This window comes from Rhodanobacter sp. LX-99, from assembly GCF_018599185.1.
Lineage (GTDB): Bacteria > Pseudomonadota > Gammaproteobacteria > Xanthomonadales > Rhodanobacteraceae > Rhodanobacter.
Window position 1 is genome coordinate 167638 of the sequence record NZ_JAHFVL010000002.1, and the last position, 19393, is coordinate 187030.

Consider the following 19393-nt stretch of genomic DNA (forward strand, 5'->3'; position numbering starts at 1 on the left):
AGATGGCGACGGGGGTCTCCGAATCCAAGCCGAGCCGATATGCCGCAACGTGCCGACGCCTCCGCTTCACGCTGGCCGCAGCGAAGCCTGCTTGCGCTGGGCATGTTGTGGACCCTGCCGAACAGCTTGCTCGGCCTGCTGCTGGGCGTGGCCGGCGTGGCCTTCGGCGCGCGCATGCGCTGGCAGCCGCGGGAACTGGCGCTGGTGGTGCGCCGCTGGCCGTGGGGGCGCGGCGGGGCGCTGACCCTGGGCAACGTGATCGTGCATACCGGCGAGCGCCTGGACGTGCCATGCCTCACCTACGCGCATCGCGCCGGCCGCGGTATCGGTCTGCCCGTGTCGCTGGCCGACCACGAACGCGCGCACGTCTACCAGTACATGCTGCTGGGCCCGCTGTTCCTGCCGCTGTACCTGCTGTGCGGCGGGGTCAGCGCGCGCAACCCGTTCGAGCGCGCGGCCGACCGCTACGCCAGCTCGGGACGCGGCTGGTGGCCGTGACCGCGGGAAGGCCGATAAGCCGCTACCGCAATCAGGCTGCCGTCTGTGATCAGGCGTGGCGTGGCACGAAGCGCAGCGCCACCGAGTTCATGCAGTAGCGCAACCCGGTCGGCCGCGGGCCATCGTCGAAGACATGGCCGAGGTGGCTGTCGCAGCCGGCGCAGCTGATCGCGGTGCGCTGCATGCCGAACAGGTGGTCGCCGCGCTCGATCACGTTGCTCTTCGCGATCGGCTGCCAGAAGCTGGGCCAGCCGGTACCGGAATCGAACTCGGTGGCCGCGTCGTACAGCGCGGTGGCGCAAGCCGCGCAACGGAACAGGCCGGGCACGGCGGGGCGCTCGTGCTCGCCGCTGAACGCGCGCTCGGTGCCCTCGCGGCGCATCACCTCGTACGCCGCCGGCGACAGCCGCCGGCGCCATTGCGCGTCGCTCAGCACCAGCTTCGCCACCTTGCGTGCGCCGAGGTCGTGGCCGGCATCGTCGAAAATTTCCAGCAACACCTCGCCCGGCGTGCCGACCGGCGTGTTCGCCGCCGCGTACAGCCGCGGCAGCAGCAGGCCGCCGCCGACGGCCAGCAGCGCGCCACCGCCGAGCGCGGCGCGCAGGAAGCGGCGGCGATCCATCGCGAGGGCTTCATCGATGCGGGACATGGCAGCCTCCGTGGAGATGCATGCAGCGACCAATCAACCGAACGTGAACGCGTATGCCTGCACGCCCGGATCCAGGAACTCGATCTCGAACAGCCGCTCGCCGCTGCCGTGGGCCTGGCGCACCAGCTGGTACAGACGCTGGCTGGTGACCGTGCCATTGCCGGAGGCGTCGGTGTCCATGCCGTGGTCGGCGCCGGGCGGCTTGCCGTCGATGCTGACGCGGTAGCGGATCGGCTTGCCGTCGGCAGCCGGGCCGAGCACCAGGTGCAGGTCGCGGCCGCGGAAGCGGTAGACGATGCGGCCGCCGGCCTGCTCCAGTTGCGCGTTTTCGTCGCGCACGGTCCAGCGGCCGTCGAGCGACCACTGGTCTGCGGCGAGCGAGGCAGGTGCGTGATAGTCGTGAGCATCGTCGCGCGCCACCCGGCCGCCGACGAAGTTCATCGCGCGGGCGTAACCGACGTAGGTTTCCGGCGAACGGGCGGGGTCGTTCGACGCGGCCGCCTCGACGCCGCGGTGGTCGTCGCTGACGTAGCCGCCGGGTAGGTTCTTCTGGCCGGCGTCGGTCAGCAACTGGCGGATCACGTCCTCGCTTTCCCGGTATTCGCCTTCGCCGAAGTGGTGATGACGGATCTGCCCCTGCGCGTCGATGAAGTAGTGCGCCGGCCAGTACTCGTTGTCGAAGCCTTTCCAGATCGCATAGTCGTTGTCCAGCGCGACCGGGTAGTCGACGCCCAGGTCCTTGATCGCCTTTGCTACGTTGGCCGGATCCTTCTCGAACGCGAACTCCGGCGCATGCACGCCGATCACCACCAGGCCGTGGTCCTTGTACTTGTCGGCCCAGCCGCGCACGTACGGCAGCGAGCGGATGCAGTTGATGCAGGAGTAGGTCCAGAAGTCGACCAGCACCACCTTGCCGCGCAAGGACTCGGTGCTCAGCGGCGGGCTGTTCAACCACTGCGTGGCGCCGGCCAGCGACGGGAACGTGCCTTCCACCGGCAGTGGCTCGCCGGCCTTCGGCGCGGGCTGCGGCACCGGTGCCGGGCGCACGGCGTTGATCAGCTTCTGCTCGATGCCGCCGGTGCTGGCCAGCGAGACGCGGGTGAGCAGGCCGGTATCCAGGCCCAGCGCGATCGCGGCCACGCCGCACAGCACCAGCACGCCGAGCGCACGGCGCACCCACTCGCCGGCGCCGAGCGAGCGCTTCATCAGCGCGAGCACCTTGCCGCCGATCAGCAGCGCCAGGCCCAGCGAGGTGGCCGCGCCGGCGGCGTAGGTGAGCAGCAGCAGGGTGGTCTGCACGCTGGCGCCGTTCAGTGCCGCGCCGGTCAGCAGCAGGCCAAGGATCGGCCCGGCGCAGGGCGCCCACAGCAGGCCGGTGGCGACGCCGAGGCCGGCCGCGCCCCAGATCGAATCGCCGTCGCCGGCCGAGCGCTGCGACAGCCGGTTGCCCAGCGCCACGAACGGGCGGGTGATCCATTCGGCCAGCCGGGTCGACAACAGGGTCAGGCCGAGGAAGGCCAGCACCAGCATCGCCACGTAGCGGCCGTACTGGTTCGCGTGCACCGCCCAGCCGCCGCCGAGTGCGGCCAGCGTAGCGACCACGGCGAAGGTGATCGCCATGCCCAGCAGCATCGGGAAACCATTGCGCATGAACGGCCGGTCGGAGCGGGCGAACACGAACGGCAGCACAGGCAGGATGCACGGGCTGAGGATGGTCAGTACGCCGCCGAGATAGGCGAGGATCAACACGAGCATGGGGAGCATCCGTGGAAGGTTGTCTGGTTATTCGCCGTTGCCCTAGCGAGGGTTACGCGCAGGCACGAAGTAACGTTGGCGCCGGCGGCAGCGAATACCTGTCAGGCGTTCCGCCGCGGAGCGAAGCATGTCGCAAGTCTTGACCGCCACCGGCTTCATGGGTCTAGATAGTGGACTTTCCCTGCTGACGAGTCTCGACCGGACCGTGCCAGCCGACGTCACCATGGTGAACGACAGCGAATCGCCCGGCCAGCGCCGGGCGGCGTGGATGGCGGCTGCGCAGGCCGGCGACCGGCGTGCCTACGAGAGGCTGCTGGCCGATTCGGTGGCGCTGATCCGTGCCACCGCGCGGCGCCAGGGCGTGGCGCAGGATCATCTGGACGACGTGGTGCAGGAGACCCTGATCACCGTGCACCGGGTGCGCCACACCTACGACCCGACCCGCTCCTACGATGCGTGGCTGACTGCGATCGCCAGCCGCCGTGCGATCGACGCCCTGCGCAGCCGCGGCCGTCGCGACAGCCGCGAACTGCACGACGATTTCGCGCTCGACCAGCATCCGGATGCCGACGATGCCAGCGCGGCCACCGAAGGCGAACAGCGCGCGCAGCGCCTGCACGAGGCGATCGCCGAGTTGCCGCCGGGCCAGCGCGAGGCGGTGGAACAACTGGGCCTGCGCGAGCGTTCGCTCAGCGAGGCGGCCGAGCTGACCGGGCGCAACACCGGCGCGCTGAAAGTGAACCTGCATCGCGCGCTGAAGGCGCTGCGCGAACGCTTCCATGGAGAACCCTGACGTGATGTCCGACCCGCAATCCCATGAGGCGCTGATCGACCGCCTTGGCACCGACCTGGTGCCGGTGCGGCGTCTGCTGCCGCCATGGCTGCGTACCGCCGGCTGGCTGCTGGTGGTGGTGGCGCTCGCGATCGGGTTGCTGATGCATTACGGCGCGGGCCCGATGCTGCGGCGTTGGGCCGCCACGCCGGATCTGGCCTGGGCCGGCATCGGTGCGGTGATCACCGCGATCTGCGCGGCGTGGGCCGCGTTCGCGTTGGGCGTGCCGGGGCGCCGTGCGGCGTGGGCGTGGCTGCCGCTGCCCGGGGCCCTGCTGTGGATCGGCGCCAGCGGCCTCGGCTGCCTGCGTGAATGGATCGCGCCGGGCACCGAGATCGCCGGCATGCATCAGTCCGCCGACTGCCTGATTTTCATCATCAGCTTCTCGGTGCCGCTGTCCGCCTTGCTGATCATGCTGCTGCGCCGCGCCTGCCCGCTGCGGCCGGTGCTGACCGCGGTGCTGATCGGCCTGGCCAGCGCGGCGGCCTCGGCCAGTCTGCTGGAGATCTGCCACTCGTTCGACGCGGCGGCCACCGACCTGCTGACCCATGCGCTGGCGGTGATCGTGGTGGTGGCAGTCAATGCCGCGATGGGCGGCCGGCTGCTGTCGAGGGCCTGAACTCAGTCGCGGAAGTTGTCGAACTGTAGCGGCAGCTCGACCTCGGACTTGCGCAGCACCGCCATCGCCGCCTGCAGGTCGTCGCGCTTCTTGCCGCTGACGCGCAGCTTGTCGCCGTTGATCTGCGCCTCGACCTTGAGCTTGGCCGCCTTCAGCTCGGCCACCAGCTTCTTCGCGACCGGCTGCTCGATGCCCTGCTTCACGGTGATCTTCTGCCGCGAGCCGCCCAGGTTGGTTTCCGGATCGCCGACGTCGAGCGCGCGGATATCGATCTTCCGCGCAGTCAGCCGGCCGCGCAGGATGTCCAGCATCTGCTGCAGCTGGAACTCGCTGGGCGCGCTCTGGGTGATCACGCCGTCATCCAGCACGTACTTCGCGTCCACGCCCTTGAAGTCGAAGCGTGTGGTCAGCTCGCGGTTGGCCTGGTCGATCGCATTGGTCAGTTCGTGCTTGTCGACTTCGGAGATCACGTCAAAGGAAGGCATGGCGGCGGCTCGCTGGAAACAGGACCAAAGTGTAAGCCATGCGGCTGGGCGATAATGCGCGACTTGTGGTGGCGCGAGGATGCCGGTTCGTGAAAGTGGACGTGTTGATCATCGGCGCCGGCGCCGCGGGCCTGATGTGCGCGATCCCCGCCGGCCAGCGCGGCCGCCGCGTGCTGGTGGTCGACCACGCCAACAAGGTCGGCAAGAAGATCCTGATGTCCGGCGGCGGGCGCTGCAATTTCACCAACACGGGTGCGGCGCCGGCGAACTACCTGTCGGCGAACCCGCATTTCGCCAAGTCCGCGCTGGCGCGCTACACGCCGTGGGATTTCATCGCGCTGGTGGAGAAACACCGCATCGCCTATCACGAGAAGGAACTGGGCCAGCTGTTCTGCGACGATTCGTCCAAGCAGATCGTGCGCATGCTGCTGGACGAATGCGCCGCTGCCGGCGTCACGGTGGAAGCGAACTGCGGCGTGCAGCGCGTACGCAAGACGCCGGAAGGCTTCAGCGTGCATACCGCACGCGGCGAAGTGCATGCCGAATCGCTGGTGGTTGCCTCGGGCGGCCTGTCGATCCCCAGCATGGGCGCCAGCGGTTTCGGCTACGAACTGGCGCGCCAGTTCGGCCACGCCGTGCTGCCCACGCGCGCCGGGCTGGTGCCGCTGACCCTGAGCGGCAAGCACCAGGAGCACTACCAGGATCTCGCCGGCGTGGCGCTTCCCGTGGTGGAGACGCGTATCGGCAAGCAGTCGTTTCGCGCCGGTCTGCTGTTCACCCACCGCGGCATCAGCGGCCCGGCTATCCTGCAGGTTTCCTCGTACTGGAAACCCGGTGACGACCTGCGCATCGGCCTGTTGCCGGAGCTGGACACTGGCGCGCACCTGATCGAGCAGCGCGCGGCGCGGCCGCTGGCGGAACTGAAGACCGTGCTCGGCGACGTGTTGCCGAAGCGCCTGGCGCAGCGTCTGTGCGAGCAATGGCTCGAGAGCCGCCCGATGCGCCAGTACCGCGACGCCGAACTGAGCCAGATCGGTGCGCAACTCGACGCCTGGCCGATCACCGCCAGCGGCACCGAAGGCTATCGCACCGCCGAGGTCACCCTGGGCGGCGTCGACACCGACGGGCTGTCCTCCAGCACGATGCAATCGAAGCTGGTGCCGGGGCTGTACTTCATCGGCGAGGTGGTCGACGTCACCGGCTGGCTCGGCGGCTACAACTTCCAGTGGGCATGGGCGTCGGGGCAGGCGGCAGGGCAGGCCGTGTGAGGCTGCCCGCGCGCGGCGGATTTCGCATGGATTGAATATCCCGCGTGCTTCACTGTGCGCCGGTTTCGACATGAGGACACCTGCATGAAAGTCGGATTCATCGGCCTCGGCGCGATGGGCAGCGCCATGGCCAGCAACTTGCTGGCGGCCGGCCACACGCTGACGGTGTGGAACCGTTCCGTCGCGGCCACCGAGCCGCTGGCCTCGCTGGGCGCCAGGGTAGCGAAGACGGCCGACCGCGCCGCGCAGGGCGAGGCGCTGTGCAGCATGCTGGCGAACGACCAGGCGGTGCGCGAGGTGTTCCTCGATGGCGGCCTGCTCGACGCGATGGATCGCGGCACCGTGCACGTCAACCACGCCACGATCTCGGTGGCGCTGGCGCAGGAGCTGGCCGCCGAACACGAGCGGCGCGGGCTGGAATACGTCGCCGCGCCGGTGTTCGGCCGTCCGGACATGGCCGCTGCGGCGAAGCTCAACATCCTGGTGGCCGGCAGGCCCGCCGCCATCGAACGCGTGCGGCCCTTGCTGGAGGCGATGGGCAGCAAACTGTGGCCATTGGGCGAAGCGCCGGAGCGCGCGAACGTGGCGAAGATCGCGGGCAACTTCATGCTGGCGGCAGCGATCGAGAGCATGGCCGAGGCGACGGCGCTGACGCGCGCCCACGGCGTCAGTGCAGCGGACTTTCTCGAAGTGATGACGAACACCTTGTTTGCGTCGCCCGCCTATCAGGGCTACGGCAAGCTGATCGCCGAGCAGCGTTTCAAGCCGGCCGGGTTCGCCTTGCCGCTGGGCTACAAGGACGTGGGGCTGGCGCTGGCCGCGGGGGAGGTGCAGCGCGTGCCGCTGCCGTTTGCCGGCGTGCTGCGCGACGCCATGCTGGAGGCGCTGGCCGCCGGCGATGCGGAACTGGACTGGTCGGCACTGGCACTGGTTGCCGCGCGCCGGGCGCATCTGGACGAACGCGAATAGCCGGTACGGGGCGTTACGGCGCCCACTCCAGCGTGCCGTCGATCACCGTATGGCTGCGTCCGCCGACCCAGATCGCGTTGCCGTCGATGTGCACGATCAGTTGTGCGTCGTGGCCGATCTCGCGTCCCTGGCTGACCCGGTAGCCATGGGCCAGCGGGCCGTGCGGTTCGGCGTGCACGATATACGCGGCGATCAGTCCGTTGGCTGCGCCGGAAGCGGGGTCCTCGACGATGCCGACACCGGACGGAAACGCGCGCACCACCAGCTGGTAGCCGGGGTGACCGCTTCTCGCGAACGCGCACAGTCCCATGCTGTCGCTGGCCCGGGCCAATGCGGCGATCGCCGCGTGGTCGGGTTGCCACGCGCGCAGGCTGGCTTCGTCTGCTGTCTCGGCCAGCCACCAGCGCCGCCCGCCGTCGACCAGCGCCGGCGGCAGCACGCCCAGTTCGGTGCCGGCCAGCGTGGCCGCCAGCAACGGATGGGCGTCGCGGCCGGTATCCAGCACGCGTTCGCCGGGCGACTGCAGCAACAGTTCGCGGCCGGTGCCGTTGCCTTCGACGCGGATCGGCAGCACGCCGGCGCCGCATTCCTGCCACAACAGGCCATCGAGCGGCTGGGCCAGGCCGCATTCCAGCGCGGCGTGCGCGCTGCCGATGCTGGGATGGCCGGCAAACGGGATTTCCTTGTGCGGAGTGAAGATGCGCACGCGGTAGCTGGCCCGCGGATCGGTCGGCGGCAGCAGGAAGGTGGTCTCGACCAGCGCCGTCCAGCGCGCGAAGCGCTGCATCGCCGCGCTGCTCCAGTCGTCCGCGCCGATCACCACGCCGAGATGATTGCCGCCGCCAAGGGTGGCGGCAAAGACGTCCAGATGCAGATAGCGGAGCGAAGTCATGGGATCCATCGGGCGGCTGGCGGCCGCCTAAAACGCCGAATGATAGCCGCCTGCCGCGGATCCGGGCAGTGACCTTTCGGAATATCGAGGCGGCGGCGAGGCATAAGCGCCGGCAGGCTGGCAATTGCGCCGACGGAAAGTCGACAAGCTGCGGCTGCGGCGCCAAGATGTGCGTTTTTGCTGCCCGACGCGGAATCGTCTATGCCGATCACCCTGGTCATCATCGCCATCACCTGCATCGTTTCGTTCATGGCGTTCAAGAACAGCCGCCTGATGAACGACCTGATCCTGTGGCCGCCGGCGATCGCCCGCCAGCGCGAGTACCACCGGCTGGTGACCTACGGCGTGGTGCATGCGGACTTCGGCCATCTGCTGTTCAACATGTTCACGCTGTTCTTCTTCGGCCGGGTGATGGAGAGCTTCTTCACCTCGCGCATGGGGCCGTTCGGCTTCGCGCTGTTCTATATCGGCGGCCTGGTGATCTCGATCCTGCCGACCTACCTGAAGAACCGCAACAATCCGGATTACCGCAGCCTCGGCGCCTCGGGCGCGGTGTCGGCGGTGCTGTTCGCCTTCATCCTGCTGGCGCCGTGGTCGCGGATCATCGTGCTGGTGATTCCGATGCCGGCGATCGTCTACGCGGTGCTGTACACCGGCTACTCGATCTACATGGATCGGCGCGGGCAGGGCAACGTCAACCACAGCGCGCACCTGTGGGGCGCGGCGTACGGCGTGATCTTCACCGTGCTGGCGGAGCCGCGGGTGCTGCCGCATTTCCTCAATGCGCTGATGCAGCCCAGTTTCCGATGATGAACGTTTCCTGCGCTGCGTAATGCCCGCCGCGGCCGGGGCGAGCATACTGGGCGAGGTTCCATCGACCCACCGCAGGAGAACGAACGCATGGCTACGACCCGCAAGTCGGCTGCGAAGAAGTCCGCGGCAAAGAGAGCAACCGCCAAAAAGGCGCCCGCCGGAAAATCAGCCGCGAAGAAGTCCGCGCCGCGCAAGGCGGCGGTGAAGAAGGCCCCGGCGAAGAAAGTCGCTGCGAAGAAGTCCGCGACCAGGAAGCCGGCCGCACGGAAACCCGCAGCCGGGAAGGCCGCGACAAAGAAGGCGGTGGCGAAGAAGACCGTGGCCAGGAAGGTCGCTGCAAAGAAGGTGGCTGCGAAGAAGCCGGTGGCGAAGCCGGTCGCAATCCGGAAGGCCGCGGCAGCAAAACCGGTCGCGAAGAAATCGCTGGCAAAGCCTGCCGGCCGCCCCGCCGCCGCGCGAAAGCCGGCCCCGCGCAGACGCCCGCCGGTGGAAGCGCCGATCCAGCACATCAGCCAGGAAGACGCTGTGGCGAAGATCCAGGCTTTGCTGGAGGCCAAGCAGGAGCGGGTGAGACAGGGACCCAGCTGGCCGGATGCCAACCTGGCCCCGCCGGGGTCGGGAAACATGGAGCTGCGCCCGCCAATAGCCGGTTCAGGCGGCGGCGAAGGCAGCGATGCGCGCGTGCTGGCACCGGAACGTGGCGAGCAGAGCAAGCGCAAGGGTTGATGGCCGGTCGCAGGCTCCATGGCCGGAGCCGTGCGGCGGCGATACATGGCTGGCGGGTAAACGACGGCGGGCGGCACGCCGGAACTCAGTGCGCGTTCAAGCACCACGGCCTAGCGTGATATCGCAACTCCCCGATGGAGACGGATCATGAAACGCCTGTTGCCCAGTCTCGTGCTGATCGTCGCTGCCGCGGCGTTGTCGGGCTGTTACTACGACCCGGGCTACAGCTATGTCCGCGGCTCCGGCTACAGCGGCGACGCCTACTATGGCGACGGCGGCAGCGCCTATTACGTGGCGCCGGGTTACTACGATGGCTATCCGGGCTACTACGATGGCTATTACGGCGGCTACTACGGCTGCTGCTATGCGCCCGGCGTGAGCGTGGGCGTCAGCAGCGTGTGGTACGGCGGCTCGCGTTATCGGCATGATGGCTACCGCGGCCATCGCGACTACCGTGGCCATGCCGGCCAGTGGCGGGGCCACGGCGATGGTCGCGGCGACTATCGCCGTCACGGCCAGCGCAGCTCCCGCGGCGGCGATCGCGATCATCGCGACTGAGGCTTGAGGCACAATCGGGGGATGCCCGGATTCGTGCCACCACGCACCCGTATTGCAAGGCTCATCGTCATCGCGGCGGTGGGCCTTTTGCTGTGCGCCTGCGGCAGCCTGCGCTATTACGCGCAGGCGGCGCACGGGCAGGGCGAGCTGATCGTGCATCGGCGCGCGGTGAGCAAGCTGGTGCGCGACCCGGCCACCGACCCGAAGCTCGCCGCGCGCCTGCGGCAGGCTCAGCAGGCGCGCCGCTTCGCCTCGCAGCGGCTGGCCCTGCCGGACAACCGCAGCTATACCGGTTATGTCGCGCTGGATCGGCCGTACGTGGTGTGGAACGTGTTCGCCACGCCGCGCTTTTCGGTGCAGGCCGTGCCGCAGTGCTTTCCGGTCGCCGGCTGTGTCGCCTATCGCGGCTGGTTCAGGGAAGCCGATGCGCAGGCGGATGCGGCACGCCTGCGCGCGCGCGGCGACGATGTCTGGATCGGCAGCGTGCCGGCGTATTCCACGCTGGGATGGTTTGCCGATCCGATCCTGTCGAGCATGCTGCGCTGGGACGACGACGAACTGGACGGCACGATCTTCCACGAGCTGGCGCACCAGCTGATCTACGTGAAGGGCGACACCGCATTCAACGAATCCTTCGCGACGTTCGTGCAGACCGAAGGCCTGCGCGAATGGCGCCGGTCGTGCGGCCTGCCGCCGCCGGACGAGCATGCCCGGGCGATGGGTGACGGCTTCACCCGGCAGGTGCTGGACCTACGCGCCCGCCTGCAAACCCTCTACGCCAGCGGCGTGGACGAGCCGGCGATGGAGGCCGGCAAGCAGCGCGAGATCGCCGCGTTTCGTACCCGCTACGCGCAATGGCGCGACCGCGACTGGCCGGACGATCATCGCTACGACGCCTGGGTCGCCATGCCGATCAACAATGCGCGGCTGTTGCCGTTCGGCCTGTACGATCGATGGACGCCGGCGTTCGCCGCGTTGTTCCAGCGTGCCGGGCGCCGCTGGCCGGCGTTCTACGCCAGCGTGCGCAAGCTGGCGCGCGAGCCGAGAGCGCAGCGCGAACGGATGCTGCAGGCGCTGCTGCAGCAACGCCCTTGACCTGGCTCTCGTGACGTCGAAAGGCAGAGCGTGATCACGCGCATGGCGCCCGATGTTCAGTGCCCCGGCTTGCGCCCGGCCATGTGCCGCAGATAGGCCAGCACGGCGTCGAGATCGGCGTCGGACAGCGCGTGCGTGTCGAACCCCTGCATTTTCGCCTGCGGCCATTGCCGCAGCGACTGCGGGTTGCGGATGAAGGCGCGCAACAGGTCGGCACGCAGGTATTCGGTGGGGTTGTGCGGGAGGTTCAAGTCCGGGCCGAGCTTCGAATCGCCCTCGCCGTTGAGCGTGTGGCAGGCGAAGCAGGTGCGTTGGAAAACGGCGAAACCGCGTTGCACTTCGCTGTCCGCCGGCAGCGAAGGATCGGGCAGGATCGCCGGGAAGCGTTCGGCCACGCCACTCAGCTTGCGGATACGGGCCAGCTGGTACGGCCATTGTTCCGGGCCCACGCGGGCGGCTTGCGGCCGGGTCCACACCACGTAGAACGGCCCGGCGCTGCCGCGGTTCTTGTCCAGCGCGGGCCAGGGCCGGGACGGGTCCTCGATCGCCAGCCACGCTTCGCTGCCTTGCGTATTCATCAACAAGGCGGCGGGAATCTCGGCGGCGAAGCCATCGCCCGCGACGAACTGCAGGTGATCGCCGGGACCGATGCCTTCGAGCAGGGTGGCCAGCGGCACGGCGCGGTAGTGCATCGTGCGGTGGAACGCGACATCGCCGGGCACGCTGATCGCCTGCGCATCGCGGCGCTTGAGCAGGGTTTCGGTGCGATAGGTGATGACGCCATGGCCGAGGTCGACCTTCAGCTGCGCGGCCGTCGCGGGCAGCACCAGGCACGACACGAGCAAGCATATGGCGAACAGCTTCATGGTCGATTCCGCATGGAAGTAAAGAAATTGTAGGTGATGGATACCCGAACGGTTTCCGCCCGCACCGTTGCAGCAAGCCTGTCGGGAAGCTGAACAAATTTCGGCATGCACGTTGAACTCACGCGCCGCCAGCCACACTAACCATGTGTATCGCCGTGATGGCGACAGGAAGTGGCGCAATACACCGTGTCACTGAGGGGCCGGCATTTCCTCCCCTGGATGCCGCCTGACAAACTCCATCAGTCCTCCCCTGGCTGATGGGGTTTTTTTTTTGCGCAAAACAAGCCGCACGGTTCGCGTGGATAATGCTCCATCCTGTTCCCGCACGGGTTACTGATGATCATCGATTCGCTGCTCGACACCGACCTGTACAAGTTCTCGATGATGCAGGTGGTGCTGCACCAGTATCCGGCTGCCCAGGTCGAGTACCGCTTCAAGTGCCGTACGCCCGGCATCGACCTGGTGCCGTACATCGACGAGATCCGCGCCGAGCTGAGGGCTTTGTGCCAGCTGCGTTTCGCACCGGACGAGCTCGACTACCTGCGTACCTGGCGCTTCATCAAGAGCGATTTCGTGGATTTCCTGGGGCTGTTCCAGCTCAACGAGAAATACGTGGAGATCGCGCCGGCCACAGCGGCCAACGGCGAGATCGAGATCCGCATCCGCGGGCCGTGGCTGCACACCATCCTGTTCGAGGTGCCGCTGCTGGCGATCGTCAACGAGGTGTACTTCCGCAACACCAGCGAGGGCCTCGACCTGGCCGAGGGACACCGGCGGTTGCAGGCGAAGATCGCGTTGCTGCGCGACACGCCGGACTACGCCGGCTGCAAGATTGCCGACTACGGCACGCGCCGGCGCTACTCGCGGGCGTGGCAGGAAAAGGTGGTGACCGTGTTGCGCGAGGGATTGGGCGAGCAACTGGCCGGCACCAGCAACGTGTGGCTGGCGCGCAAGCTCGACCTGACTCCGCTGGGCACGCTGGCGCACGAATACCTGCAGGCGCACCAGGCGCTGGGTCCGCGCCTGCGCGACTCGCAGGTGGCGGCGCTGGAAGCGTGGTCGAAGGAGTATCGCGGCGACCTCGGCATCGCGCTGTCGGACGTGTACGGGCTGGACGCGTTCCTGCGCGATTTCGACATGTACTTCTGCAAGCTGTTCGACGGCACCCGCCACGACTCCGGCGATCCGTTCGCCTGGGGCGAGAAGGTGCTGGCGCACTATCGCGCGAACCGGGTCGATCCGCGCAGCAAGGTGCTGGTGTTCAGCGACGGGCTGGACATCCCCAAGGTGATGCAGCTGTACGCGCACTTCCGCGGCCGTTGCCAGCTCGCGTTCGGCGTGGGCACCAACCTCACCAACGACGTGGGGCCCGCGCCGCTCAATATCGTGATCAAGATGATCCGCTGCAACGGCCAGCCGGTGGCCAAGTTGAGCGACTCGCCGGGCAAGAACATGTGCGAGGACGGGGCCTACGTGGCGTATCTTCGCCAGGTGTTCCAGATCCCCGCAACGCAGGGGTGAGAGCGCATCGTCAGAACGCCGGCAGCACGGCGCCGTGGTATTTCCGCTCGATGAACGCCTTGATCTGCGGACTGTTCAGCACCCGGGCCAGTTTCCGCACGCGCGGGTCGTTCTGGTTGTCGGGGCGGCCGACCAGGTAGTTCACGTAGGGCGAGTCCTTGCTCTCGATCAGCAACGCGTCTTTGGTGGGATTCAGTCCGGCGGCCAGCGCGTAGTTGGTGTTGATCAGCGCCAGGTCGACCTCGTCCAATGTGCGCGGCAGCATCGCCGCTTCCAGCTCGCGGAACTTCAGGTGTTTCGGATTCGCGGTGACGTCCTTCAGCGTGGCCATCTCGTCGGTTGGATCCTTTAGCGCGATCAGGCCGTGTTTCGCCAGCAGCAACAGCGCGCGGCTGTTGTTGCTGGGATCGTTCGGCAGCGTCACGCTGGCGCCGTCGGGCAGCTGATCGATGCTCTTGTACTTGTGCGAATACGCGCCGAACGGCTCGATGTGCACGCCGGTGACGATGGTGAGCCGGGTGCCGCGCTCGCGGTTGAACGCATCCAGGTAGGGCTTGGTCTGGAAGTAGTTCAGGTCGATGTTCTTTTCGGCTACCTGGGTGTTCGGCTGCACGTAGTCGGCGAACACCTTGACCTGCAGCTCCACGCCTTCCTTCGCCAGCAGCGGCTTGGCCTGCTTGAGGATTTCCGCGTGCGGCACCGCGGTGGCGGCCACGGTGAGGACGTTGTCGTCCTGCTTGCCGGAGCCGGAGCAGCCGGCAAGCAACAGCAGGGTCAGGGCGAGGGAGGCAAGCAGCAGTTTCATGGCGGATTCACTTGTGCGGCGCACAATAATAAGCCGTCTATACTGCCAAATACAAACATGGGAAAAGTACGGCTCTCGGTGCGTCACGATTTCGGCGCGGCGTAGCCGGCCAGCAGGAGCAGGGCCAGGGTGGCGGCGACGGCGGCGAGCAGCAATCTCATGGCGGCGATTCTCATGGGCGGTCAACGAAACTAGGCCGCCCGTGCCGCCAAACGCAAATAACCAAATCAGCGTTGCTTATAACGCGTCACGATGTGGTCGCCGGCCATCTGCAACAGCTGCACCAGCACGATCAGCAGCACCACGGTGACCAGCATGTAATCGGACTTGTAGCTCAGGTAGCCGTAGCGGTAGGCCAGGTCGCCCAGGCCGCCCGAGCCGATCGCGCCGCCCATCGCGGTATAGCCGACCAGCGCGATCGCGGTGACCGTGATGCCGGCGAACAGGCCGCCGCGGGCTTCCGGCAGCAAGACGTGGCGCACGATCTGCCACAGGCTGGCGCCCATCGCCTGGCTGGCCTCGATCACGCCCTGCTGCACCTCGCGCAGCGCGGTCTCCACCAGCCGCGCGAAGAACGGCGCCGCGCCGATCACCAGCGGCGGGATCGCGCCGCGGATGCCCAGCTTGGTGCCGACCAGGGCATAGGTGACCGGCATCAGCACGATCATCAGGATGATGAACGGCACCGAGCGCAGGATGTTCACCAGCAGCGAAGTGACCGCATAGAGCTTCGGCATCGGCCGCAGCTGGCCCTTGCCGGTGAGGTACAGCAGCACGCCCAGCGGCAGGCCGATCAGCACGGTGAGCGCGAGCGAGCCGCCCAGCATCAGCAGGGTGTCGATGCAGGCGCGGCCGATCTCGCCCCAGTCGTCGATGTTCGGAAAGAGTTTCTGCAGCGGGCTCATCGGTGCAACTCCTCGATCTCGATGCCGGCTTCGCGCAGCGCGGCCAGCGCGGCGTCCACCCGTTCGCCCTGCATCGCCAGGGTGAGCTGGCCGTAGGGCAGGTCCTTGATGCGGTCGATGCGGCCGGCGAGGATATTGAACTCCACGCCGGTCTCGCGGGCGACGCGGCCGAGTGCCGGCGTCAGCGTGGCGTCGCCGCGGAAACTCAGGCGCAGGATGCGTCCGGGTACCCGCGCGAACGGCGCCAGCTCGCTGGCCGCTTCCTCGGGCAACGCCTCGTTGACGAAGCGCTTGGTGGTGGGATGCTGCGGGTGCAGGAACACGTCGGCCACCGCCCCGCGCTCCACGATCGCGCCGGCGTCGAGCACCGCCACGCGATCGCACACGCGGCGCACCACGTCCATCTCGTGGGTGATCAGCACGATGGTGAGTTTCAGTTCGCGGTTGATCTCGGCCAGCAGCTCCAGCACCGAGGCGGTGGTCTGCGGGTCGAGCGCGCTGGTGGCCTCGTCGCACAGCAGGATGGACGGCCGGTTGGCCAGCGCGCGCGCGATGCCGACGCGCTGCTTCTGGCCGCCGGAAAGCTGCGACGGGTACTTGTCGGCGTGCGCGCTCAACCCCACCCGCGCCAGCAGCTCGTCGACGCGTGCGCGCAATACGCCGGCATCGCGTTCGCCGGCCAGCCGCAGCGGGAATGCCACGTTGTCCGCCACCGTCTGCGAGGCGAGCAGGTTGAAGTGCTGGAAGATCATGCCGATCCGGCGCCGCTGCGCGCGCAACGCCGGTTCGGCCAGCGCGGTCATCTCGGTGTCGCCCACGAAGATGTGCCCGCCGCTGGGCCGTTCGAGCAGGTTGATCAGCCGTATAAGCGTCGATTTGCCGGCACCGGACAGGCCGATGATGCCGAATACCTCGCCATCGGCGATGTCGAGGCTGAACGGCTGCAGCGCGGGAATGTCCCTGCCGTCGACGCGGTAGGACTTGTGGACATCGACGAAGCGGATCACGACGGAGCCTGGCTTGCGGGTGGTGGGCCATTCTATGCCACGGACATCACGGTCGATGGCGTATGCTGCCGGATTGATCCATCAAGACGGAGTCCGTCCATGTCCAGCGTCTATGATTTCACCGTTCGCGATATCGATGGCAACCAGCGCTCGCTCGCCGAATGGCGCGGCAAGACCCTGCTGATCGTCAACGTCGCTTCCAAATGCGGCTTCACCCCGCAGTATCAGGGGCTGGAGACGCTGTGGCAGGACCAGCGCGACCTGGGTCTGGTGGTGCTCGGTTTTCCGTGCGACCAGTTCGGCCACCAGGAGCCCGGCGACGAGGCCGAGATCAAGACCTTCTGCAGCACCCAGTACGACGTGACCTTCCCGATGTTCGCCAAGATCGAGGTCAACGGCGAGCACGCCGATCCGCTGTACAAATGGCTGAAGAGCGAAGGCAAGGGCATCCTCGGCAGCGAGTCGATCAAGTGGAATTTCACCAAGTTCCTGGTCGATGCGGACGGCCAGGTGGTGAAGCGCTATGCCTCCACCGACACGCCGGAGAAGATCGGCAAGGACACGCAGGCCCGGCTCGCCGGCTGATCCGGCCCCGTCCAATGCTTACGGTAGTTCGCCGGCGGCACCGCCGGAGCATGCATGGCGGTGCGCGGTCTGCGGGCCGGTTTGCGCGATTCTGGTATTCTGCGCGATTCGTGTCGGCACCTGGCCGGCGGACTTGAACCTATTCGCGAGAACCTCATGCAGATTGCCCAGAACTCCGTTGCCGCCTTCCACTACACGCTGACCGACGACGAAGGCCAGGTCATCGACAGCTCCGAGGGTCGCGAGCCGTTGACCTACCTGCATGGCAGCGGCCATATCGTGCCGGGCCTGGAAAAGCAGATGGAAGGCCGCGCGGTCGGCGACAAGTTCACCGCCGACGTGGCACCCGAAGAGGGCTATGGCGTGCGCCATGAAGAGCTGATGCAGGAAGTGCCGCGCGCGGCGTTCCAGGGCGTCGAGGACATCCAGCCCGGCATGCAGTTCCAGGGCAACGGCCCGGAAGGCCAGATCAACGTCACCGTGACCAAGGTCGAGAACGACGTGGTCTTCATCGACGCCAACCACCCGCTGGCCGGTAAGACCCTGCACTTCGCCATCGAGGTGACCGACGTGCGCGGCGCCACCGCGGAAGAGCTGGAGCACGGCCACGTGCACGGCGCCGGCGGGCATCACCACTGATCGATCGCCGGCGCGGCCAGGCCGCGATCCGTCGATACGCGAAGGCCCGGTATTTGCACCGGGCCTTCGTCGTTTGCGACCCGGCTTAATACCAGTCGAGCAGCGACACGCCCAGGCCCAGGTAGGTGGCGTTGTGGTTGTAGTCGATCAGGCTTTCGCCGTAGCCCTTGAACACTTCCATGTAGCCGCGCAGGTTGCCGGCCATCGGGAAGCTCCAGCTGAAGCGCGCCGAGCCGTGGCTGCGGCTGCCGCCGCGCAGGGAGTGGCGCAGCAGCATGCCGAATTCCTGGCCGCGCCACTCGTGCACGACCTGCATTTCGGCGCGGCCCATGTAGTTGCCGATGTCGGGGTTGTTGTCGTCGCTGCGTGCTTCCGGGACACGCCACCACGGGCGCAGCATCAAGGTCCAGCCGTCGCGCTCGAAGCCGACGTTGGCGATCACCCGGTTCCAGCTGCGCGACAGTGGATCGCTGCGGCCGTTGGACTGGTGGTTGAGGCCGATGCCGAGCATCCGCCCATCCCAGCCCAATACCTGATAGTGGGTGTTGAACACCAGCATCGCCTCGGGCTCGTAATCGGTTTCACGGAACGGGCGCGACAGCTGCGAGTTGTAGACCTGCCAGCGCGAGGACTGGGTGTAGCTCACCCACAGGTCGCCGGCGTCGCCGAATACGCCCTGCCACACCTTGGCCTTCAGGCTGAGCTGGAATTTCGCCTCGACGTTGTCCAACTGCTCGCCCCGGTCCGTCACCGTATTGTTCGGGTTCGGGCTGTGCGGCTGGTTGTTCTGGTTGCTGGTGAGGAAGGCCGGCAGCACGTACACCGGCTTGTAGCCGCGGATGTTGTAGGTGCCGAGCTTGCTTTCCGGCGACAGTTCCCAGCGGCTGTCGAGCAGCGACAGCGGCGTGGCCACTTCGCTGTTGGGTTCCACGCCGGCACTGGACGTCTTCTGGCGGTCGCGGCTGAAGATGCTCGGCGTGGTGGTCGTCTCGTCCACCCGCTTCTGCGCGATCGGCAGGTTGACCCGGCCGGTCGCATGGTCGTAGCAGGCCAGCCGTTGGGCGTCGCTCTCGATGGCGGTGCAGGCGCGGATGTCGGTGGGGTCCGGGTTCTGCGCGTGCGCGGCGGTGGCCAGGGTGCCGGCGGACAAGGCCAGGAGGACGGCCGCAGTCGATCGCTTCATGGGGAAAAGTTTCTGGCAGGGCGGCGGGCCAGTCTAGCGGAGCGGTCATGGGCGACGCTGACTGGCGCGTGAAAACGCCGGCCGCATGTGCGGCCGGCGTTTTGCTGCGCGCGGACCTATTTGCCTGCGGTCCAGCGCGCGTACTCGCTCTTGCTGATCCGGCCGTCGCGGTTGTGATCGGCATAGATGAAGTCGTTGGCGAGCAGTGGATAGGCCGAAGCTTGGTCCTCGGTGATGTATTTTCCGCCGCCGGACAACTGCTCGAAAGCGGGCGCCGGACCGGCCGGCGGAGGCGGCGGCATGCTCGAGCGCACGCTGAGTTCGCCTGCCGGCGTGTTCATCTCGACCTGGCCGGTCGGCGGTGCGGCCGCCGTGCTGGCTGACGGCGGAACTGGCGGCGTCGTCGCCGGCATGTCCGATTGCGCCGGTGCCGGTGATGCCGGAGGTGTTTGCGGGACTGGTTGTGGTTGCGGCTGCGGTGCCGTGTCCGTGGGGGGAGCAGGAGTCTGCGGCGGCATGTCCTGCTGCGCGATCAGGCTGCCGGCGAACAGCAAGGTGCCGGCGGCTAGGACGGTCAATAGCGGCTTGCGGGATTTCATCATGGGTACTCCATGCCAGAATGATCGGTGAGGTTGTGCGGATGTCTGCACGCCATCGGGCGGGCCCCCGTCCGACCCAACTCGGCTTTCACGCTAGCAGGGACTTTGTAAATGCCGGCTCAAG

General features: G+C 67.6%; 22 protein-coding genes. 12 read left to right on the forward strand and 10 right to left on the reverse strand.

Features of this window, described 5'->3' with window-relative positions; translation table 11 throughout:
• Positions 1-39 precede the first annotated feature (39 nt).
• Positions 40-498, forward strand: coding sequence for a hypothetical protein (locus KK131_RS11370; protein ID WP_214556852.1), 459 nt, complete (start codon positions 40-42; stop codon positions 496-498).
• Between the two features lie 49 nt (positions 499-547).
• Here the strand turns inward: KK131_RS11370 and msrB are convergent, their stop codons facing one another.
• Both msrB and KK131_RS11380 read right to left on the reverse strand, forming a co-directional pair.
• Entirely contained in the window at positions 548-1147 is a 600-nt protein-coding gene (gene msrB, locus KK131_RS11375; protein ID WP_214556853.1) for a peptide-methionine (R)-S-oxide reductase MsrB, read from the reverse strand.
• Positions 1148-1180: 33 nt separating this feature from the next.
• Complete coding sequence (locus KK131_RS11380; RefSeq protein WP_214556854.1) at positions 1181-2902, reverse strand: cytochrome c biogenesis protein DipZ; 1722 nt, start codon at positions 2900-2902, stop codon at positions 1181-1183.
• Positions 2903-3125: 223 nt separating this feature from the next.
• On the opposite strand from KK131_RS11380, the gene KK131_RS11385 reads away from it, so the two are divergent.
• Both KK131_RS11385 and KK131_RS11390 read left to right on the forward strand, forming a co-directional pair.
• Complete coding sequence (locus KK131_RS11385; RefSeq protein WP_214557368.1) at positions 3126-3695, forward strand: sigma-70 family RNA polymerase sigma factor; 570 nt, start codon at positions 3126-3128, stop codon at positions 3693-3695.
• 4 nt (positions 3696-3699) lie between these two features.
• The gene (locus KK131_RS11390; protein WP_214557369.1) at positions 3700-4353 is read left to right on the forward strand and encodes an NrsF family protein; all 654 of its coding nucleotides are present in this window, start codon (positions 3700-3702) and stop codon (positions 4351-4353) included.
• Between the two features lie 2 nt (positions 4354-4355).
• On the opposite strand, the gene KK131_RS11395 is transcribed toward KK131_RS11390, so the two are convergent.
• A complete protein-coding gene (locus KK131_RS11395; RefSeq protein ID WP_214556855.1) occupies positions 4356-4838 on the reverse strand; it encodes a YajQ family cyclic di-GMP-binding protein in 483 nt (160 codons plus the stop codon).
• An 89-nt stretch (positions 4839-4927) separates the two neighbouring features.
• On the opposite strand from KK131_RS11395, the gene KK131_RS11400 reads away from it, so the two are divergent.
• Positions 4928-6106: an NAD(P)/FAD-dependent oxidoreductase gene (locus KK131_RS11400; RefSeq protein WP_214556856.1), complete on the forward strand. Its 1179-nt coding sequence runs from the start codon at positions 4928-4930 to the stop codon at positions 6104-6106.
• An 84-nt stretch (positions 6107-6190) separates the two neighbouring features.
• A complete protein-coding gene (locus KK131_RS11405) occupies positions 6191-7075 on the forward strand; it encodes an NAD(P)-dependent oxidoreductase (protein ID WP_214556857.1) in 885 nt (294 codons plus the stop codon).
• A 13-nt stretch (positions 7076-7088) separates the two neighbouring features.
• Here the strand turns inward: KK131_RS11405 and KK131_RS11410 are convergent, their stop codons facing one another.
• On the reverse strand, positions 7089-7967 hold the full coding sequence (locus KK131_RS11410; RefSeq protein WP_214556858.1) for a PhzF family phenazine biosynthesis protein: 879 nt from the start codon (positions 7965-7967) through the stop codon (positions 7089-7091).
• 201 nt (positions 7968-8168) lie between these two features.
• Here KK131_RS11410 and KK131_RS11415 point away from each other — a divergent pair, with 201 nt between their 5' ends.
• From KK131_RS11415 to KK131_RS11430, 4 genes are all read left to right on the forward strand, one after another.
• Positions 8169-8777: a rhomboid family intramembrane serine protease gene (locus KK131_RS11415; RefSeq protein WP_214556859.1), complete on the forward strand. Its 609-nt coding sequence runs from the start codon at positions 8169-8171 to the stop codon at positions 8775-8777.
• Between the two features lie 90 nt (positions 8778-8867).
• A complete protein-coding gene (locus KK131_RS11420; protein WP_214556860.1) occupies positions 8868-9506 on the forward strand; it encodes a histone H1-like repetitive region-containing protein in 639 nt (212 codons plus the stop codon).
• Between the two features lie 147 nt (positions 9507-9653).
• Complete coding sequence (locus tag KK131_RS11425) at positions 9654-10064, forward strand: hypothetical protein (protein ID WP_214556861.1); 411 nt, start codon at positions 9654-9656, stop codon at positions 10062-10064.
• Positions 10065-10142: 78 nt separating this feature from the next.
• A complete protein-coding gene (locus tag KK131_RS11430) occupies positions 10143-11159 on the forward strand; it encodes an aminopeptidase (protein ID WP_345777256.1) in 1017 nt (338 codons plus the stop codon).
• 56 nt (positions 11160-11215) lie between these two features.
• Here KK131_RS11430 and KK131_RS11435 read toward each other — a convergent pair whose 3' ends face one another.
• Positions 11216-12025 (reverse strand): cytochrome c, encoded by an 810-nt coding sequence (locus KK131_RS11435; protein WP_214556863.1) that lies wholly within the window; start codon positions 12023-12025, stop codon positions 11216-11218.
• Positions 12026-12361: 336 nt separating this feature from the next.
• On the opposite strand from KK131_RS11435, the gene pncB reads away from it, so the two are divergent.
• Positions 12362-13546 (forward strand): nicotinate phosphoribosyltransferase, encoded by a 1185-nt coding sequence (gene pncB, locus KK131_RS11440; protein ID WP_214556864.1) that lies wholly within the window; start codon positions 12362-12364, stop codon positions 13544-13546.
• A gap of 10 nt (positions 13547-13556) precedes the next feature.
• Here the strand turns inward: pncB and KK131_RS11445 are convergent, their stop codons facing one another.
• From KK131_RS11445 to KK131_RS11455, 3 genes are all read right to left on the reverse strand, one after another.
• The gene (locus KK131_RS11445; RefSeq protein ID WP_214556865.1) at positions 13557-14351 is read right to left on the reverse strand and encodes a MetQ/NlpA family ABC transporter substrate-binding protein; all 795 of its coding nucleotides are present in this window, start codon (positions 14349-14351) and stop codon (positions 13557-13559) included.
• Positions 14352-14578: 227 nt separating this feature from the next.
• Positions 14579-15256, reverse strand: a complete 678-nt coding sequence (locus tag KK131_RS11450; protein WP_214556866.1) for a methionine ABC transporter permease — start codon at positions 15254-15256, stop codon at positions 14579-14581.
• Positions 15253-16263 carry a methionine ABC transporter ATP-binding protein gene (locus KK131_RS11455; protein WP_214556867.1) on the reverse strand — a complete coding sequence of 337 codons (1011 nt, stop codon included), beginning with the start codon at positions 16261-16263 and terminating at the stop codon, positions 15253-15255. Before KK131_RS11455 ends, KK131_RS11450 begins: the two co-directional genes overlap by 4 nt.
• Positions 16264-16362: 99 nt before the next feature.
• Between KK131_RS11455 and KK131_RS11460 the strand changes: the two genes are divergently transcribed.
• Both KK131_RS11460 and KK131_RS11465 read left to right on the forward strand, forming a co-directional pair.
• Complete coding sequence (locus tag KK131_RS11460; RefSeq protein ID WP_214556868.1) at positions 16363-16848, forward strand: glutathione peroxidase; 486 nt, start codon at positions 16363-16365, stop codon at positions 16846-16848.
• A gap of 156 nt (positions 16849-17004) precedes the next feature.
• Positions 17005-17487, forward strand: coding sequence for a peptidylprolyl isomerase (locus KK131_RS11465; RefSeq protein WP_214556869.1), 483 nt, complete (start codon positions 17005-17007; stop codon positions 17485-17487).
• 85 nt (positions 17488-17572) lie between these two features.
• Here KK131_RS11465 and KK131_RS11470 read toward each other — a convergent pair whose 3' ends face one another.
• Both KK131_RS11470 and KK131_RS11475 read right to left on the reverse strand, forming a co-directional pair.
• Positions 17573-18670, reverse strand: coding sequence for a phospholipase A (locus KK131_RS11470; protein WP_214556870.1), 1098 nt, complete (start codon positions 18668-18670; stop codon positions 17573-17575).
• A gap of 116 nt (positions 18671-18786) precedes the next feature.
• A complete protein-coding gene (locus KK131_RS11475; RefSeq protein WP_214556871.1) occupies positions 18787-19272 on the reverse strand; it encodes a hypothetical protein in 486 nt (161 codons plus the stop codon).
• Between the last annotated feature and the right edge of the window lie 121 nt (positions 19273-19393).

What these genes read in the sequence shown, in the direction of transcription:
- KK131_RS11370 (WP_214556852.1), top strand. Translation starts at nt 40, where the DNA reads ATGCCGCAACGTGCCGACGCCTCCGCTTCACGCTGGCCGCAGCGAAGC.
- msrB (WP_214556853.1), bottom strand. Translation starts at nt 1,147, where the DNA reads ATGTCCCGCATCGATGAAGCCCTCGCGATGGATCGCCGCCGCTTCCTG.
- KK131_RS11380 (WP_214556854.1), bottom strand. Translation starts at nt 2,902, where the DNA reads ATGCTCGTGTTGATCCTCGCCTATCTCGGCGGCGTACTGACCATCCTC.
- KK131_RS11385 (WP_214557368.1), top strand. Translation starts at nt 3,126, where the DNA reads ATGGTGAACGACAGCGAATCGCCCGGCCAGCGCCGGGCGGCGTGGATG.
- KK131_RS11390 (WP_214557369.1), top strand. Translation starts at nt 3,700, where the DNA reads ATGTCCGACCCGCAATCCCATGAGGCGCTGATCGACCGCCTTGGCACC.
- KK131_RS11395 (WP_214556855.1), bottom strand. Translation starts at nt 4,838, where the DNA reads ATGCCTTCCTTTGACGTGATCTCCGAAGTCGACAAGCACGAACTGACC.
- KK131_RS11405 (WP_214556857.1), top strand. Translation starts at nt 6,191, where the DNA reads ATGAAAGTCGGATTCATCGGCCTCGGCGCGATGGGCAGCGCCATGGCC.
- KK131_RS11410 (WP_214556858.1), bottom strand. Translation starts at nt 7,967, where the DNA reads ATGACTTCGCTCCGCTATCTGCATCTGGACGTCTTTGCCGCCACCCTT.
- KK131_RS11415 (WP_214556859.1), top strand. Translation starts at nt 8,169, where the DNA reads ATGCCGATCACCCTGGTCATCATCGCCATCACCTGCATCGTTTCGTTC.
- KK131_RS11420 (WP_214556860.1), top strand. Translation starts at nt 8,868, where the DNA reads ATGGCTACGACCCGCAAGTCGGCTGCGAAGAAGTCCGCGGCAAAGAGA.
- KK131_RS11425 (WP_214556861.1), top strand. Translation starts at nt 9,654, where the DNA reads ATGAAACGCCTGTTGCCCAGTCTCGTGCTGATCGTCGCTGCCGCGGCG.
- KK131_RS11435 (WP_214556863.1), bottom strand. Translation starts at nt 12,025, where the DNA reads ATGAAGCTGTTCGCCATATGCTTGCTCGTGTCGTGCCTGGTGCTGCCC.
- pncB (WP_214556864.1), top strand. Translation starts at nt 12,362, where the DNA reads ATGATCATCGATTCGCTGCTCGACACCGACCTGTACAAGTTCTCGATG.
- KK131_RS11445 (WP_214556865.1), bottom strand. Translation starts at nt 14,351, where the DNA reads ATGAAACTGCTGCTTGCCTCCCTCGCCCTGACCCTGCTGTTGCTTGCC.
- KK131_RS11450 (WP_214556866.1), bottom strand. Translation starts at nt 15,256, where the DNA reads ATGAGCCCGCTGCAGAAACTCTTTCCGAACATCGACGACTGGGGCGAG.
- KK131_RS11460 (WP_214556868.1), top strand. Translation starts at nt 16,363, where the DNA reads ATGTCCAGCGTCTATGATTTCACCGTTCGCGATATCGATGGCAACCAG.
- KK131_RS11465 (WP_214556869.1), top strand. Translation starts at nt 17,005, where the DNA reads ATGCAGATTGCCCAGAACTCCGTTGCCGCCTTCCACTACACGCTGACC.
- KK131_RS11470 (WP_214556870.1), bottom strand. Translation starts at nt 18,670, where the DNA reads ATGAAGCGATCGACTGCGGCCGTCCTCCTGGCCTTGTCCGCCGGCACC.
- KK131_RS11475 (WP_214556871.1), bottom strand. Translation starts at nt 19,272, where the DNA reads ATGATGAAATCCCGCAAGCCGCTATTGACCGTCCTAGCCGCCGGCACC.